At 36.9% G+C, this 16,310-nt stretch carries 16 protein-coding genes and 1 other annotated feature; of the genes, 3 read left to right on the top strand and 13 right to left on the bottom strand.

The window, feature by feature from the left end; all coding sequences use genetic code 11:
- Positions 1-165: 165 nt before the first annotated feature.
- The 4 genes from EPJ89_RS06920 to EPJ89_RS06935 form a co-directional block, all read right to left on the bottom strand.
- Positions 166-699: a DUF402 domain-containing protein gene (locus tag EPJ89_RS06920; RefSeq protein ID WP_161637492.1), complete on the bottom strand. Its 534-nt coding sequence runs from the start codon at positions 697-699 to the stop codon at positions 166-168.
- A gap of 41 nt (positions 700-740) precedes the next feature.
- Entirely contained in the window at positions 741-1,292 is a 552-nt protein-coding gene (locus tag EPJ89_RS06925) for an energy-coupled thiamine transporter ThiT (RefSeq protein WP_200549345.1), read from the bottom strand.
- Positions 1,293-1,374: 82 nt separating this feature from the next.
- Positions 1,375-2,064, bottom strand: coding sequence for a hypothetical protein (locus tag EPJ89_RS06930; RefSeq protein WP_161637491.1), 690 nt, complete (start codon positions 2,062-2,064; stop codon positions 1,375-1,377).
- Between the two features lie 35 nt (positions 2,065-2,099).
- The gene (locus tag EPJ89_RS06935; RefSeq protein WP_200542964.1) at positions 2,100-2,588 is read right to left on the bottom strand and encodes a phosphatidylglycerophosphatase A family protein; all 489 of its coding nucleotides are present in this window, start codon (positions 2,586-2,588) and stop codon (positions 2,100-2,102) included.
- Positions 2,589-2,724: 136 nt separating this feature from the next.
- On the opposite strand from EPJ89_RS06935, the gene EPJ89_RS06940 reads away from it, so the two are divergent.
- Positions 2,725-4,194 carry a carboxypeptidase M32 gene (locus EPJ89_RS06940; RefSeq protein ID WP_161637489.1) on the top strand — a complete coding sequence of 490 codons (1,470 nt, stop codon included), beginning with the start codon at positions 2,725-2,727 and terminating at the stop codon, positions 4,192-4,194.
- Between the two features lie 57 nt (positions 4,195-4,251).
- Complete coding sequence (locus EPJ89_RS06945) at positions 4,252-4,863, top strand: superoxide dismutase (protein ID WP_161637488.1); 612 nt, start codon at positions 4,252-4,254, stop codon at positions 4,861-4,863.
- 100 nt (positions 4,864-4,963) lie between these two features.
- Here EPJ89_RS06945 and EPJ89_RS06950 read toward each other — a convergent pair whose 3' ends face one another.
- The 9 genes from EPJ89_RS06950 to EPJ89_RS06990 form a co-directional block, all read right to left on the bottom strand.
- Positions 4,964-5,401, bottom strand: a complete 438-nt coding sequence (locus tag EPJ89_RS06950) for a GNAT family N-acetyltransferase (RefSeq protein ID WP_161637487.1) — start codon at positions 5,399-5,401, stop codon at positions 4,964-4,966.
- Positions 5,402-5,410: 9 nt separating this feature from the next.
- On the bottom strand, positions 5,411-6,118 hold the full coding sequence (locus tag EPJ89_RS06955) for a TrmH family RNA methyltransferase (protein WP_161637486.1): 708 nt from the start codon (positions 6,116-6,118) through the stop codon (positions 5,411-5,413).
- A 2-nt stretch (positions 6,119-6,120) separates the two neighbouring features.
- Positions 6,121-8,841, bottom strand: a complete 2,721-nt coding sequence (ileS, locus tag EPJ89_RS06960) for an isoleucine--tRNA ligase (RefSeq protein ID WP_200549347.1) — start codon at positions 8,839-8,841, stop codon at positions 6,121-6,123.
- A gap of 33 nt (positions 8,842-8,874) precedes the next feature.
- Positions 8,875-9,080 (bottom strand) — a binding site (T-box leader).
- A complete protein-coding gene (locus tag EPJ89_RS06965; protein WP_125164337.1) occupies positions 9,046-9,528 on the bottom strand; it encodes a DivIVA domain-containing protein in 483 nt (160 codons plus the stop codon). It overlaps the preceding feature by 35 nt.
- A gap of 9 nt (positions 9,529-9,537) precedes the next feature.
- A complete protein-coding gene (locus EPJ89_RS06970) occupies positions 9,538-9,942 on the bottom strand; it encodes a cell division protein SepF (protein WP_003775374.1) in 405 nt (134 codons plus the stop codon).
- A gap of 52 nt (positions 9,943-9,994) precedes the next feature.
- Entirely contained in the window at positions 9,995-10,537 is a 543-nt protein-coding gene (hpf, locus tag EPJ89_RS06975; protein ID WP_003775373.1) for a ribosome hibernation-promoting factor, HPF/YfiA family, read from the bottom strand.
- A 31-nt stretch (positions 10,538-10,568) separates the two neighbouring features.
- Positions 10,569-11,555 carry a zinc dependent phospholipase C family protein gene (locus EPJ89_RS06980; protein WP_125164336.1) on the bottom strand — a complete coding sequence of 329 codons (987 nt, stop codon included), beginning with the start codon at positions 11,553-11,555 and terminating at the stop codon, positions 10,569-10,571.
- Positions 11,556-11,584: 29 nt separating this feature from the next.
- Positions 11,585-12,712, bottom strand: coding sequence for an alanine dehydrogenase (gene ald / locus EPJ89_RS06985; protein ID WP_161637484.1), 1,128 nt, complete (start codon positions 12,710-12,712; stop codon positions 11,585-11,587).
- Positions 12,712-13,449 (bottom strand): HAD family hydrolase, encoded by a 738-nt coding sequence (locus tag EPJ89_RS06990; protein ID WP_125164335.1) that lies wholly within the window; start codon positions 13,447-13,449, stop codon positions 12,712-12,714. The genes ald and EPJ89_RS06990 overlap by 1 nt, the downstream gene beginning before the upstream one ends.
- Before the next feature lie 263 nt (positions 13,450-13,712).
- Between EPJ89_RS06990 and mgtA the strand changes: the two genes are divergently transcribed.
- Positions 13,713-16,301 (top strand): magnesium-translocating P-type ATPase, encoded by a 2,589-nt coding sequence (mgtA, locus tag EPJ89_RS06995; RefSeq protein WP_200549349.1) that lies wholly within the window; start codon positions 13,713-13,715, stop codon positions 16,299-16,301.
- The last annotated feature ends 9 nt before the right edge of the window (positions 16,302-16,310 follow it).

Raw genomic sequence — 16,310 nt, forward strand, 5'->3', positions numbered from 1 at the left:
TCTCTTTTTAACTCTGACGAGTTTTGTTTATTTATTTATCCGTATTTCTTTTTGAAATTGACGTTTCCTGTTTAGTTTTCAAAGACCATTTTCTGCACTCGGTTTCCCTTAGCGCTTGTATATAATATCCCACATCTATAGATTTGTCAAATGTTTTATGGATTTTTATTTAAATTCTTTTACCGTTAAATATTTATCGAAATATCTATAGATTTCTTCTTCGTTAAATGGATAACTTTTGCTCTTTACCTGTTCGACCAAACGGTCTTTTTCTTCGACTACAACATCAATAATTTCTTGCGAATAATTCATTAATACTTGATGCTCTTCAAACTCATCTTCATCTAGAACAATATATTTTCCATCTGGAAAAACCTTAACATCCAGATCGTAGTCTATATTCTTAAGACCCTCTTCATCGAACACACTTGGTGAAGCAAGATTACAGTAATAATATACACCCTTATTACGAATCATCGAAATAACATTATACCAACGATTTAAGTAATAGAAACAAATTGCTGGTTCACGGGTAAACCATCTTCTTCCATCAGACTCAACAACCCAGGTTTTGTATGTTATTAGCACGATTTTTTCTGAATCGACATCGAGCACCGTTCCACTTGACCATGTTCGATGGAGTGACCCATCGTGTTTATAACTTTGAATATAAATTACTTCTCCAATTTTTGGTAACATAACAACACTTCCCATCCTTTAACATTATACACAATATTATCCTAATTTCTATTCTTAATTGAAGTTCGTGGCGTTAACAAAGCATTCATTTTAGGTAGAATCGCTAAAATGAATGCGAATGATATGATTGTAGTTGGAACCATATAAGTTGCGTTATATGAAACAACACCGAGTAGGACATTCCCACGATAAAACTCAGCATAGAATAAAAGCCCTGAAATTGTATGGATTATGAATCTTAATATATTTGAAACGATGACACCAAACGGTAGGGATAGATCGTGGACTTTGAGATTCGGAATGAGACCGGCGATTGAGTAGGCAGAATACGCAAAAATGTAATCAAATAGAAATTGAATCCAGTGAACCACCATGGGCGTTTTGACCATAAATTTTACGACAAAAGATAAAATTGCTACACAGAGCGATTTTTTAAACCCTAATTGATAACTTGCGATTATTAAAACAATGATACTTAGAGAAATAGAGCCACCTTGTGGCAATTTCAAAACATCAAACGTAACCGTAATATACTCCAAAACTGAGAAAAGTGATGCATACATTGCTATTGTTACAAGATCTTTAGTTTTCATTAAAGTCACCTCAATACTTTAGAATCGTTGAATTAAAACATCCTTTCTTATTATATATTTTACAAGCAAAATAAAAAAGAGGTTAAAGTACCTCTCTTAAATAATCAATAAAATCTCGGTATTTGACCCCGTAAAGTGTCTGCCCATCCAATTGCTCATAAAGAAGCAGTTTAGAATTAAATACCAAATCATAAATACGAGTATAATTGGGGACAATATCCAGATACGTCATCACCGACTTATCCTTTAGACAGGCAGTCTTTCGAATAACATGATGGTCAAGTGTAGCATACGCAAACTTGGCCTCAAATAATTCTAAGACATCGCCGACTAAAATTAAGGTAGCATTTAGATCATAAAAATCAGTGAATACAGAATGGGTTCCATAAGGAAAATCTAAATCCGTCGGTCTTCCGAAATAACGACTAAATTTACCGGCAGTCGCTATCATCAAACTCGGGTGTGTTGCATAAATGCATTCTTGTTGAAGTGTCATGAGTTGCATCATTTTCCCACTTGAGAGAACAAGACGTTCTTGATTTGAGATGTAGGGAACCATATCCTTAACAAGTACATCCGAATTGAACTCGCAATCACCAAATACACAAACAGTTCCATCTTTCATATGACTTTGGATTCTATCCAGAATAATTTTTGAGTAAAACGGGTCAAATCCATCGCTTTCATGAACAAGAACCAGCCCATCTTTCTCTACTTCCAAGCGTTTTAAAAGTTTTTCTACAGTTAGAGCAACGTCATTTGAAGAATACACAGATAACACCACCTTTTCTTTTATGAGTTATTACGTTATTGCTTTGTATTACTTTCTTGATGTTGACTGTGAGCTAATTTGCTCGCAGCTGATGCAGCAATTGCTCCTACAATATCATCTAAAAATGTATTACACTGCCCATTGTTGTGATCATTGAGTGCACCAATTATTCCAGGTTTTACTTTATCAATATAGCCATAATTCGTGAGTGCAATTGATCCATAAAGGTTACAAATTCCATAGGCGAGTACTTCATCGATGCCGTAGAGACCTTCATCACGATGTATGATGTCCTCAATCGTTTCACCACCGAAGTTTTTATTTTCGACGGAAATATCAATATTAATACCTGTTATTAACGCATGCTGAACTTCTCGCTTATTCAAAACACTGTTCACTATCGAGTGGATGTCAACCGAATCGATATCTTCGACATAGTCCTTTTGGAGAAAAACAACACATTCGATAATATCTGAAATTTCAACGCCACGACTGTTTAACATTTCAACGCATTTATCATACATAATGAACCCTCCCATATATAGATTTATTATACATGACTTTTGTCATAAAAAAACAGAAATGGATGCAAGCTTTGTTATTTATTTCATTTTATCACTGCTTGCGGTACAATATAAGGAATAATTAGGAGGTCACTATATGACATATGAAGTATTACTCGATAAATTGAATAGTTTAAACCTTGCAATAACAACAATGAGTTTTGACGCACTCACCATTGCTCCAAGAAATGGTGCAGCTTTTCGAAATAAGGCCCTATCGATTCTCTCAGGCGAATATTTTGAGCTACTTACCGATCCAACAACCTATCAGATTTTGAAGGAAAATGAAAATCATGATAACCCAATTATCGCTGAAAGTGCAAAAACACAATTACGTCAGCTCGATAAAATTAAAAACATTCCATCTGCTGAGTATATTGCATTTGATAAATTAAAATATGACTCACAACAATCATGGGAAGATGCTCGTGAAAAAGGCGACTACAGTCTTTTTAAAAACGATCTTGATGCACTCATTGCCGGTCAAAAAAACGCCATTCGTCATCGCGAATCAAGTTTAAGCATCTATGAATCATGCTTAGATGATTATGAAGACGGGTTGCGTGAAGCGCATGTTGAAGGTTTTTTCAATAAACTAGAGCAAAAACTTGTCCCATTTATCGATAGAGTCATTAAAGCTCAAGGTCCAAAACCTGCGTTTTTAACCGCAACGGTAACAACCCATGAGCAAGATCTCATTTCAAATCTAATCAAAGATCATATGGGATATGATGCATCCTTTGGTTACATGGGACATGCTGCGCATCCCTTCAGCAGTACGTTCTCAATTAACGACTCTCGTATCACAACACATTATTACGAAAATGATTTCACCTCAAATATTTTTTCAATCATCCATGAAATCGGTCATTCAATGTATAATCACCAAGTCAATATTGAATTTGAAGGCTATCCGATTGCGGATAGTATGAGTATGAGTCTTCACGAATCACAATCACGTTTAATGGAAAATATGATTGGAAGAAGCAAATCGTTTTGGACACCACTGTATCCAAAGCTTCAAGCAATTATTCCCCATATATTAAATGATGTTGACCTCGATACATTTATAAAAGGGATTAATTATGTAGAAAAAGGCTTTATCCGAGTAGAAGCTGATGAACTCACTTACCCGCTTCACATCATGGTTCGCTATAATACCGAAAAAGAGATTTTCAATCATAATCACAGCGCTGAGGGACTTGATCAATATTTCGCAGATCAAATGACACAATTACTTGGAATTACCCCTGAAAATCCAAGCAATGGAATTCTTCAAGATGTACATTGGAGCGATGCCTCATTTGGGTATTTCCCAACCTACGCACTTGGTACAGCATACGCTGCTCAATTCATGAAGAAAATGCAAGAGGACGTAAATGTTGATGAGGCACTGTTAGACGGTAGAATGGACCTTATATTCCAATGGCTACGTGACCACATTCATCAATACGGCGGGATGTACGATACACAAACAATAATCAAGAACGTAACCAACGAACCCTTCAACCCTGATTACTACATTGATTATCTCATCGAAAAGTATTCTGCACTTCTAGGCATTTAGTTAGACCATCCCCTTCATCTTTGTTACAATTTACTTATAAATAGAGGAGGACTTACGATGACTTATAAATTACCCGAACTTTCATATGAATTTAATGCATTAGAACCACAAATCGATGCAAAAACAATGGAAATTCATTACACAAAGCATCATCAAACATATATTACAAACTTAAATACAGCACTTGAAAAGCACCCAGAATTGGAGCAAGAATCATTAACAAACCTAATTGAGAACTTAAACAATGTCCCAGCAGACATTCGTACAGCGGTTCAAAACAATGGTGGTGGTCATTTAAACCATACAATGTTTTGGGAATTCTTATCCCCTCAAAAAGGTCAAGAACCTGGTGAAGCGCTCATGAATGCAATTAATAAAGATTTTGGTTCGTTTGAAGCATTTAAAGAATCATTTTCAAATGCGGCAAAAACACGCTTCGGTAGTGGATGGGCTTGGTTAGTGTTGGATGAAACCAAATCACTTAAAGTCGTTTCAACGGCAAATCAAGATAACCCTATTTCAGAAGGGTTAACACCTATTTTAGGTCTTGATGTTTGGGAACATGCATATTATCTTAATTATCAAAACCGTCGTCCTGATTATATCAATAGTTTCTTTGAAATTATTAATTGGGAAAAAGTAAATCAATTGTACACAGACAATAAATAAGCTTACTAAAAGCACCACACAAACGACTCAATGTGTGGTGCTTTTATAAAAAACTGCAGGAATTGAGAGAATCAATAAGATCTCCGTTCCTGCAGTTTTTTTATCGGTCTAGAATCATTTGTTCGTATCCCAAAAACTCAAATCCTAAACGTTCATATAATTTTTTCGCGCCTTTATTGCTTGGCGTTACCTCAAGTCTAAAGCGCACTACATCGGGAAACGCATCCATCAAAATGGATAACGCCTCAGTTCCAAGACCTTGACCCCGATATGCATCTTCAACAGACAACTCTTCCACCCACAACTGCAAGCCCCCAACTTCAGTTGAGAACATAATTGAGCTTAAGAGGTATCCACAGACTTTACCATCTTCGACTAAAAACCAGCCAAAGCAGTCGTTTTCTTTAATGATGTGCTTAAAGTTTCGCGTAAACAATTCAAAATCTGGTTCTCCAAAACATGCGGGACTTGTAAGAAATTTGGTTGCAAGTTCTACATATAATGGTAAATCAGAATCCGTAAACGATCTTAATTCCATGGTTCCTCCCTATTTTCGAAGCGTGTAACAGATTATTGCTGTTGCAATCGCAACGTTTAGTGATTCAAACTGTGATGTTTCAATCTTAACCGTACCATCACACAAGTCCACGATTGAATCAGATACACCGCTTCCTTCGGAACCCATCACAACCGCAATTGGATGGGTTTGGATATCTTGTAAATTGTGCGTATTCTCGCCGAGATAACTTGCAAATACAGGTACCTCCCACGATTTTATTTGAGTGATTGCCATTGCCAAGGACATTCGAATGACTGGAATATGAAATATCGATCCTTGAGTTGAACGAATCACTTTATGATTAAATTCATCGACGCAGGTTTCAGACACAATAACTGCGTCGAACCCAAAACTGTGCGCTGTGCGAATAATCGTACCAAGATTCCCCGGATCTTGAATGCCATCACAAATTAAATAGCGTTCAGTTTTTTTTAATTCATAATGAGGTTTCGAAATCACCGCAAATTGCGAAGATCCCGATACCGTATTGGAGAGCTTATGAGCGATGTGTTCCGTAATTTGAATATCATTATTTTCAGATAATCCTACTGTTTTCTTTACAATTCCAGCTGTTTCAGCCTCTTGTATAAGATGCTCTCCCTCGATCAATACTTCATTATATTCATCCCGATACTTCTTCTTATTCAATTTAGCACAGTGTTTGATGAAATCATTTTGAAGTGATGTAATGATCATATCTACGCCTTGACAACATTATGACAACGAAGACAAAGTTCATCTTCACCCACAACATCAACAATATTCCAACAGCGTGGACATGTATGACCTTCCACTTTATCAACAGCGATTTCAAATCCCATAACGTCTGTTAATGCATCTTCTACAAGTTCTAGTTTTGACACGATAAACCATTGTGCATCATGTTTGCCGAGAATATCTCGCACACGACCTGCGTTTTCATCATCAAGATGAAGACGCACATGGGCTTCCAAGGATTTACCAATAATCTTCTCTGCCCGTTTTTCTTCAAGTGCTTTGAAAACAGCTTCACGTAATTTTAAGAGCGAATCCATTTCCACAACCTCTTCACTTGAAAGAACTGGATCAACCAATTGACTAAACGCTTGAAGGTGAATACTCTCGTCCTCAGGTCTAAAGACACGATTCAATTCTTCAGTTGTATGAACAAGAATCGGTGCCATAATGCGTGAATAAATCATCAATGCGTGGTAAATAACAGTTTGGATTTCACGGCGAGCACGGTCGTCTTCTTTTTCAATATAAAGAATATCTTTGGTATAGTCTAGATAATAGGATGACATCATATTTGTTAATGAACTAACAACTGCTGTTGTAACTTTTTGATAGTCAAAGGCTTTATATGCCTCTTGTGCTTCTTTATTAACACGAATTACTTCGTTTAGAACATAACGGTTTAACAATGACAATTCTTCGATGGCAATACCATCTGTCTCAATATCAAAGTTCGCAAGGTTTCCGTGCATAAATCTAAATGTATTTCGAATCTTACGGTAAGATTCAGATACTTGTTTCAATAAGTCTTGGGACATTTTGATATCAGAATGGTAATCTACACTTGCAACCCAAAGGCGTAAAATATCTGCTCCTAAAGTCTCTGTAATTGCTTGAGGACTTAAAGCATTCCCTTTTGATTTACTCATTTTTTCACCGTCATCATGCATAATAAATCCATGACTTACAACTTGTTTATATGGGGCAAAACCATAGAGGGCCACTGAAATAATAAGTGATGAATTAAACCAACCTCGGTATTGATCAGAACCTTCTGCATAAACATCAACAGGAAGTGGTGTTTTACAGTGATTTAGTGCTGCCGTATGTGAAGATCCAGAATCAAACCAAACATCCATGATATCCGTTTCTTTCTTAAATGTACCATTAGGTGAATTTGGATGAGTATAACCTTCTGGCAGTAAATCAATTGCTTCACGCTCAAACCATACATTGGTACCAAATTGTTCAACTAAATCTGCTACATGATCAAAAACATCTTGTTCAATAATTGGTGTTCCATCTTCAGCGTAGAAAATTGGAATTGGAACGCCCCAAACACGTTGACGTGAAATACACCAGTCACCACGGTCTGCAATCATATTATGCATGCGTTTTTGACCCCATTTAGGTGTCCATTCCACCTTTTCAATTTCATCCAATACATTTTGACGTACGGAGTCAATGGATGCAAACCATTGTGTTGTTGCACGATAGATAATTGGTTTTTTTGTTCTCCAATCATGTGCATAACTATGTTTAATCCATCCCATTTTTAATAAAGCACCCAAGGATTCAAGTCTCATGGTTACGGCTTTATTTGCATCTTCAAAGAACAATCCCGCAAATTCACCAGTAACTTCAGTTAAAACACCTTGTTCGTTGACAGGACTGATTGGTTTAATACCGTAAAGTGCACAAACATTAAAGTCATCAACCCCATGGTCAGGCGCTGTATGAACACAACCGGTACCCGCTTCATCCGTTACATGATCACCATTTAATACAGGTGACAAACGGTCATAAAGCGGATGCTGTGTTGTTACACCTTCAATATCGCGTCCTTTAAAACGTTTTAAAATTTCGCCCTGTTCAAGTTCTAATTCTTTAAGTGCGGATTCCATAAGTGTTTCCATAAACACCATATTACCCTTCTCAGTTTTAACTAGAACATAATCCATGTTTGCATTAACAGAGATTGCAAGGTTTGCTGGAATGGTCCAAGGCGTCGTTGTCCAAATAACCATCTTATCGCCTGCATCCAATACGCCTTTGCCATCAACAACGTCAAATGCGACAAAAATTGCAGGGTCACGACGTTCACGGTATTCAATTTCCGCTTCAGCGAGTGCTGATTCACTGGATGGTGACCAATATACCGGTTTTAATCCTTTATAAATCATCCCTTTCATCGCCATTTCCGCAAATACACGAATTTGTGTTGCTTCGAAATCCTTATTAAGGGTCAAATAAGGGTTCTTATAATCACCAATTTTACCCAACGATTTAAAATCAGCCATTTGAATCGCCACTTGCTCATGAGCATACTTCTCACAAAGTGCTCTGAATTCATAAATCGGCATTTCTTTGCGATTGACACCTAATTTTTGAATTGCGTTTTCAATAGGCAACCCGTGTGTATCCCAACCTGGTCTAAATGGTGTTTGATAACCTGCCATAAATTTGGTACGAATAATTAAATCTTTTTGAATACCATTCAAAGCATGACCAATATGGATGTTTCCATTTGCATAAGGAGGACCATCATGCACGGTAAAAAGTGGTGCGCCCTCGCGCACTTCTTGCATTCGTTCATACAAGTTCATTTTATCCCAATCTGCTTGAATTCCAGGTTCTTTTTTATTAAGATTTCCTCTCATTTCAAAATCTGTTTTGGGTAATAACAGTGTGTCTTTGTAGTTCATATTTTTGCTCCTAACATATAAAAAAGACACCCTCATAAGGGCGTCTTCAACGCGGTACCACCTTAATTTACAGAGTAATCTGTAATCTCAATACGTTAACGCCGTAGTACGTACTTCCTACTATAATTTCAAAAGTAAGGTTCACAAGTGATACTAAAACGGATTGTTACTTGTTTTCACCAGCCACAAGCTCTCTGAAACAATTTATCGTTTTAATGTGTCTTGATCTTCACCAATAAGTTTGGAATTGGGCGCATCTGGCAAGGTTAAATCGTCAATTGCCACCTCTAATTCCATTAATTTTTCTTTTAATTCGTCACGGAGTTCGTTTGATTCATTTGAAATACGAGCTATTTCAACGAGTACTTGACGCGATGTAGACATCGCCTCACGAACAATCATGTCCGCATTCATATAGGCTGTATCGATAATTGAATTTGCTTCCCGTAAGGCAAGCCGCGACATTTCTTCTGCAGCTTTCTCACGAACACCACTTTCGCTTACCAATTGTTGATATCGCTTTTTGATTATATCACGTTGTTCCTGTAATGACTCCACTTGTTTTTGATAAAGTTCAATTTGTTTTGTTAATATCGTTTTATCATGTTCCAAATTCGCAATCATTTGATCAACTTCAAAGCGATCATACCCTTGGCGCATCACTCTAAATTTGGGTTTATGAGACATACTCAATTACTATTGATCTAAATCTTCAAGGTTCATACTAATTTCCCCTTGAACTCCTATTGTACGTGGTGTACAAAGAATTACATTGTGGCCAATTTTTTGAATTGATCCATCAAGTGCAAACACAACTCCGGTTAAGAAATCAATCGTACGTTGTGCATAGTCACGTTGTAATCGATGTAAGTTTACAACTGCTGCACGTTTCTCTTTTAGATAACGAGCAACCTCCTCAGATTCTTCAAATGATCGCGGTTCAAATAAAACCATTTTTGTATCTGATGGTAGTTTAGGCGCTTCCGAAGATGCGCGTGGTGTTTCATATTCGCTCAAGCTCTCAGCCTCCTCGTCAGTTAGTTCAAGATATTCATCTTCAACCGGTGTAAGAATATTTTTAAGTTTATCTTTAAAGCTCATTGTTCAAACCTCCGTTTTGATAAGTATATCATATCATATTAATCGTTGAAAATTAATCGTTATCGCGATCGACTTCGAGTAAACCATAATCGCCATCAAGACGTTTATAGACAACTGCAACATCTGATGTTTCATCATCCGTATAAATAAAGAATGAGTGACCCAACATTTCCATATCTACAATCGCATCATTAAGATTCATTTTTTCAGCCACAATGGATTTTGTCTTAACAAGTTTAGATTCTTCTTTTGCCTCAGATTCCGCAATCATATTTAAGAATGCTTGTGATAAGCCCTCACGATTTTTACGTGAAATTTTTGTTTTATGACGGCGAATTTGATCTTCTAATTTATCAACAACTCGATCGAGTGCTGCATAGAAATCTTCATGTAAAACTTCGGCACGTAGTGGTCCAATTTTTGATGTAATCGTCACTTCAACTTTTGAACCTTGAGGATAAACATTCACAACCACATTTGCACGCCATGAGTCATCTACCTCGAAATATTTGTGTAAGAATTCTAATTTTTCTTCCACCTTTTCTTGCATTGCATCTGTGATTTCCACATTTTTTCCATGAATATAAACTAACATATAAAACCCTCCCTATTATTGTTATTGTTTTTTACTTTTGATAAATACTATCATAGTATTTCATCTCACGTCCGGGTGGACGCCCTGTATCATAGCGACGATCTCCTAGAAGTGCGTCAAAATTTACAGGTTCATTGTGTTCTAATGCATCGTTTAAAGCCCCGATGCATTCATTTCCTAGCACAATGGATGACTCATAGAGTTCCATAAATGTCTCGTTCGATGTATCATCGATATTTGTTGGGTTTGACCATGTTTCACGCTTTAAGTTAAGAACGTCGTATCGCGCATCGATATTCGAATTTACGATATGACTTGAAAACGCCCACGGATAAGCCATTTTACGTTCCAGTTTTTGAATCACTGGAGTCATAATATTGTGCGGATCGTATAAATAATTCAAAATCTTTTTAAAGGAACTAATTGCTTCTTCAATTACTAAGGGTTCCAAATAGATTCCAAAAACTTGAACGAGCATTGTTTGATAAAACGAAGCAATAACACGTCGTTCTTCTTCATTGACATCGACAAATCGTTTTGGTTTTAACGATGCCATATCCCGTCGTTTTACATATGTAACCATGAGTGAGTCTAGCATTGACTCATATCGAAAATGCCAGTAACGTGTTGATCCAGCAATTTCGCCTCCGCGATAAAATACAAATGGATGCGCTAAGGTATCCAAAGACCAATGTTGAAAATGTCCGGCAATAAACGCAATTAGAATGGTTTTTCTTCGTTCATCTTTCATTTCCTTTATAAAACTCACCGCTTGATTATAAAAATCATTAACATGAGTTCGGTGCACAATCCCACCATAATCAGCGACAATTTTATTCAGTTCTTGATCTTGCCATGGAAATACTTTGTAATAAAACAAAATATCGGGTCCATTGCTCCCAAGCAAATATGCTCGCGGATGTTTTTTTATCGCTTTTTGGACTGTAGACACGTCAAGTTCATTATAAACATCGAGTGCCATCAGCCCATGTGTAATAACATTTGGTATGACGGCCACCTCCTTTACTACATTCTAACAAATAACCACTAAAGTTGCACCACTTTAACACAGTTTTCATATTCAATATATTCTAAATCAAGTGCAGCCGCAACCGCGTCATTCACAACCTGTCCGTGATAAATATTTAAACCATTTTTAATCCCTGGATCATTGGTTACCGCTTCATGAATACCACTGTTAGCAATTTTTAAACCATATGGTAAAGTCGCATTCCCCAACGCATAGGTTGAAGTTTTTGGAACCGCCCCTGGCATGTTGGTAACACAGTAATGAACAATTCCCTGGTCAACAAATACCGGATTGCTGTGAGTTGTTGGGTGACTGGACTCAAAGCATCCCCCTTGATCAATCGCTACATCAACTAACACGGTTCCAGGTTCCATAATTTTTAAATGGTCACGCGTTACCAATTTTGGGGCACGAGCACCAGGAAGTAAGACACTTCCAATCACAACATCAGCACGGCGGAGCTCATCTTCAATATTTTTTGAGTCACTATATATTGTATTGACAGCAGTTCCGAAAACATCTTCAATATAAGCCAATCGATCTAAATTCCGATCCATTACACTCACGGTTGCTCCCGTTCCTAACGCCGTTTTACATGCACTCATACCAACAACACCACCACCAATAATGACAACATGACCCCCACGGACACCAGGAACCCCAGATAATAAAATTCCCTTTCCACCATAGGTTTTTTCTAAGTATTTCGCACCCTCTTGAATCGAGAGTCGCCCTGCTACTTCAGACATTGGTTTTAATAGCGGTAAGCGCCCTAATTCATCTGTCACAGTCTCATAGGCCACGGCAATTACATTCCGTTCCATTAATGCTTTAGCTAAGGGTAAATTATCGGCTAGATGCAAGTATGTGAAAAGAATTTGATTGGGTTGCATTAAATCATATTCTTCTGCGATGGGTTCTTTTACTTTAATGATCATTTCTGATTGTTTCCAAACAGAAGCAGCATCATCACAAAGAATGGCACCGTTATGTTGGTATTCTTCATCGGTAAAGCCACTCCCAAGGCCTAACCCAGACTCCACATAGACTTCATGACCGTTTTTAATATATTCAATAACATGAGAAGGCATAATCCCTACACGTTGTTCAAAATCTTTTCGTTCTTTTACTGATCCTATACGCATTAAAACAACTCCTTTATTTTCTTAATTAATTCCTCTCGTGAACCCATCCAGTCACAATGATAATCTGAGCCACGATGAATTAAATTATCCGTTAATAACCACGTCTTCATCCCAAATTGTGATGCCATCATGTCTTCTTCAACATCATTCCCAATCATTAGACACGCATTCGGATCCAACTTATTATCACTTATTATTTCTTCATAATACATTGGGTTGGGTTTACAATGATGATTTTTCTCAAATCGAGTAATATCATCAAAATCATCTAATTCGAGACCCGACCACCAAATTCGTTTATCCGTGGCAAGTTTTGGGAAAAGCGGATTGGTTGCTAGAATTACTTTGTATCCTTTTTCTCTTAAATAATAAACCGCATCAACCATCGGTTTTGAAATCGATGTAACCGTCTCCACGATGTCATATTCATGTTCGTAATAATCATCTAATATCGCATCAATTTGAGTTTTAATTTCTGTACCAACCAGTGTTTCAAAACAATCATAAAACACCTGTTCGTTCGTTTTAAAAATATCAGTATTTTGAATCATTGCCGCACTTGATTTCCACAACGCTTTTGCCATTGCTTCCGGTTCAATAATATGTGCGACTTTTTGTGTAATCGATGTTAAATATGTTCGTTCAAAGTCATCCCCATCAAGCGGTAGAATTGTACCGTCCAAATCAAAGAGTACTGTATCAATTCCGAGTTCATTGCTCAAGTTTACATTTTTCATATGTTACCTCCCACTTTTTTGAATTATATCATAACTGTTAAATATTCTTACCATTAAGTTTCAATGTCTCCTCGATTTTATTGCTTAATGGACCTCAATTTGTTATAGTTTTAAAGTGAGGAGGTGAAAACCAATGGAAGGTCAGAGTTGCATGAACGACAGTATTAGTGAACGATCTTTGGATGATGACCCCTTGGGTACACCTCAAGAAAGTCATCGATAAATTTTGTTCATACATGACAGTATGAAGGGAGTTTATAACTATGTCAGTAACAAACAAAGAGCTAATTCAAACACTCCAACTTAACCAAGAGGAATTGTTTGAACAATTGGATGCATCTCCAGAGGGTTATACATCCAATCGAGCAGAGGAAAAGCTCGAAGAATATGGTCCTAATGAGATCAAGCCTCAAAAAAAGAAAAACCCTCTTATTGGATTTGTTAACGTTTTAATTAATCCATTTAATTTAGTCTTAATGGTCGTTATCGTAATTACATTTGTTACGGATATTTTATTAACACAGGAAAAAGATTATTTAACCATTTCAATTTTAGCAATTATTATTATTATTTCTACACTGATTTCATTTATTCAAGATGAGCGATCCAGTGCAGCCAGCGAGAAACTTTTAAATATGGTTTCTAATACAACGGCAGCGCTTCGCGATGGTCAATTTATAGAAATTTCAATTGATGATCTTGTCTTAGGGGATGTTGTCCGTCTATCTGCTGGAGATATTATTCCTGCAGATATGCGAGTAATTTCCGCAAAAGATTTATTTATTTCACAAGCCACACTAACCGGTGAATCTCAACCTATTGAGAAATTTGTTAAATTTGACGAATCCCAAATGGATGCAGACAGTGACTTTACGAATTTATGTTTAATGGGAACAAACGTTGTTTCCGGTTCCGCGCGTGCGGTTGTAATTCGAACAGGTAGCGATACTTATCTTGGACAAATGAACCGATCATTAAAAAATTCAAAACGTCCAAATAGTTTCGAAAGCAGTATTTCAACAGTAAGTCGCTTGCTTATGAAATTAATGCTCATTATGCTACCCGCAATTTTCATCCTAAATTGGATCTTTAAGGCAAATCCTATTGAATCATTTGTTTTTGCCCTCACCGTAGCAGTCGGATTAACACCTGAAATGCTCCCTGTAGTCCTTAGCAGTGGCTTGGCACGTGGTGCGATAAACATGTCTAAACATCAAACCATTGTGAAATCACAAAGTTCAATTTCATCATTTGGTGAAATGGATGTCTTGTGTACCGATAAAACCGGTACGATTACTCAGGATGATATTATTTTAGAACGATATATGGATACAACCGGTGAAGATGACATGCGTGTATTGCGACATGCTTATCTAAACTCGTATTTCCAAAGTGGACTAAAAAACTTAATTGACCTTGCAATTATTGAACGTGCAACAAGTTACAACATGGATGACTTAGTTAACTATTATACAATTGTTGATGAAATTCCATTTGATTTTGCACGTCGTCGAATGAGTGTTATTTTGGAAGACAGTAACGATAAAAAACAACTTATTACAAAGGGTGCTGTTGAAGAAATCATGAAATTGTGTTCCTATATCGATCGTGATGGAAAAGTATACCCACTCGATGATGAAACACGTGAAGAAGCAATGGATGTCTATATGCAACATAATAATGATGGTTTGCGTATGATTGCCGTTGCACAAAAAAATGAACTACCAACAGATCATGAATTCAGTGTCGAAGATGAAAGAGATCTCGTACTCATTGGTTTTATTGGATTCCTTGATCCACCTAAAGAAAGCGCAAAACCAACGATTGAGAGTTTAAATCGTCATGGTGTCGATGTTGTTGTTATCACCGGAGATAGTTTAGGTGTAGCTAAGAAAGTATGTAGTAAAGTTGGGATTGATACAGAAGTAACATATATGGGCAAAGATATTGAAGAAATGAGTGATGAACAACTTCAAGCCGTTGTAGGTACATGTCATCTCTTCGCTAAAATATCACCCGTTCAAAAACAACGTATTGTGGAAGCATTCCAGGCAAACAATCATACAGTTGGTTTCTTAGGCGACGGTATCAACGATGCCCTTGCATTAAAACAAGCTGATGTTGGAATCTCAGTTGATACTGCGGTTGACATTGCCAAAGAAAGTGCCGACATTATTCTTCTTAAAAAAGACCTAACGGTTTTAGAAAAGGGAATCATGGAAGGCCGAAAGACAATTGTTAATATGATTAAGTACTTAGAAATGGCTGTTAGTGGTAATGTCGGAAATATGATTTCCGTAATCGTTGCAAGTATCTTCTTGCCTTTCTTACCGCTGTTACCCGTTCATATTCTTGTTCAAAACTTACTCAGTGATCTTGCTCAAACAGGGATTCCATTTGATAATTGCGACGAATCAGATCTCGATAAACCACGCAAACTTGAATCGGATCGATTGGTACACTTTATGTCAGTATTTGGACCTTTAAGTTCAGTATTTGATATCCTGTGCTTTATCACACTATGGTATGTGCTCGGCGTAAATACTGCCGAACAAGCGACCTTATTCCAAACATTCTGGTTTACATTTGGAATCTTATCGCAAGCACTCATTATCTTTGTAATTCGTGCTAAAAAACCGTTCTCATTCAAGAACAAACCTGCTTCGATCTTAGTAGGCGTCTCAGCACTTGCTGTACTTATTACATTAATCTTCGTTCTAACTCCGCTTGCTCAGTCAATTGAACTTCAAGTTTTAAGTTTAAATCATCTAGCATACGTTCTTGGAATCGTCGGTCTCTATCTTGTAACAACAGCAATTGTTAAGAAATTTGTTTGGACACCTTTAGATTAAACGAAAAGC

The organism is Erysipelothrix sp. strain 2 (EsS2-6-Brazil), from assembly GCF_016617625.1.
Taxonomy (GTDB): Bacteria; Bacillota_I; Bacilli_A; order Erysipelotrichales; family Erysipelotrichaceae; genus Erysipelothrix; species Erysipelothrix piscisicarius.

Bases quoted from the DNA above. Each gene is read 5' to 3' on its own strand.
- ald (WP_161637484.1), bottom strand. From the start codon at position 12,712: ATGCGTATAGGATCAGTAAAAGAACGAAAAGATTTTGAACAACGTGTA.
- EPJ89_RS06945 (WP_161637488.1), top strand. From the start codon at position 4,252: ATGACTTATAAATTACCCGAACTTTCATATGAATTTAATGCATTAGAA.
- EPJ89_RS06925 (WP_200549345.1), bottom strand. From the start codon at position 1,292: ATGAAAACTAAAGATCTTGTAACAATAGCAATGTATGCATCACTTTTC.
- EPJ89_RS06940 (WP_161637489.1), top strand. From the start codon at position 2,725: ATGACATATGAAGTATTACTCGATAAATTGAATAGTTTAAACCTTGCA.
- EPJ89_RS06970 (WP_003775374.1), bottom strand. From the start codon at position 9,942: ATGAGCTTTAAAGATAAACTTAAAAATATTCTTACACCGGTTGAAGAT.
- hpf (WP_003775373.1), bottom strand. From the start codon at position 10,537: ATGTTAGTTTATATTCATGGAAAAAATGTGGAAATCACAGATGCAATG.
- EPJ89_RS06955 (WP_161637486.1), bottom strand. From the start codon at position 6,118: ATGATCATTACATCACTTCAAAATGATTTCATCAAACACTGTGCTAAA.
- EPJ89_RS06920 (WP_161637492.1), bottom strand. From the start codon at position 699: ATGTTACCAAAAATTGGAGAAGTAATTTATATTCAAAGTTATAAACAC.
- EPJ89_RS06965 (WP_125164337.1), bottom strand. From the start codon at position 9,528: ATGTCTCATAAACCCAAATTTAGAGTGATGCGCCAAGGGTATGATCGC.
- EPJ89_RS06950 (WP_161637487.1), bottom strand. From the start codon at position 5,401: ATGGAATTAAGATCGTTTACGGATTCTGATTTACCATTATATGTAGAA.
- mgtA (WP_200549349.1), top strand. From the start codon at position 13,713: ATGTCAGTAACAAACAAAGAGCTAATTCAAACACTCCAACTTAACCAA.
- EPJ89_RS06935 (WP_200542964.1), bottom strand. From the start codon at position 2,588: ATGTATGATAAATGCGTTGAAATGTTAAACAGTCGTGGCGTTGAAATT.
- ileS (WP_200549347.1), bottom strand. From the start codon at position 8,841: ATGAACTACAAAGACACACTGTTATTACCCAAAACAGATTTTGAAATG.
- EPJ89_RS06990 (WP_125164335.1), bottom strand. From the start codon at position 13,449: ATGAAAAATGTAAACTTGAGCAATGAACTCGGAATTGATACAGTACTC.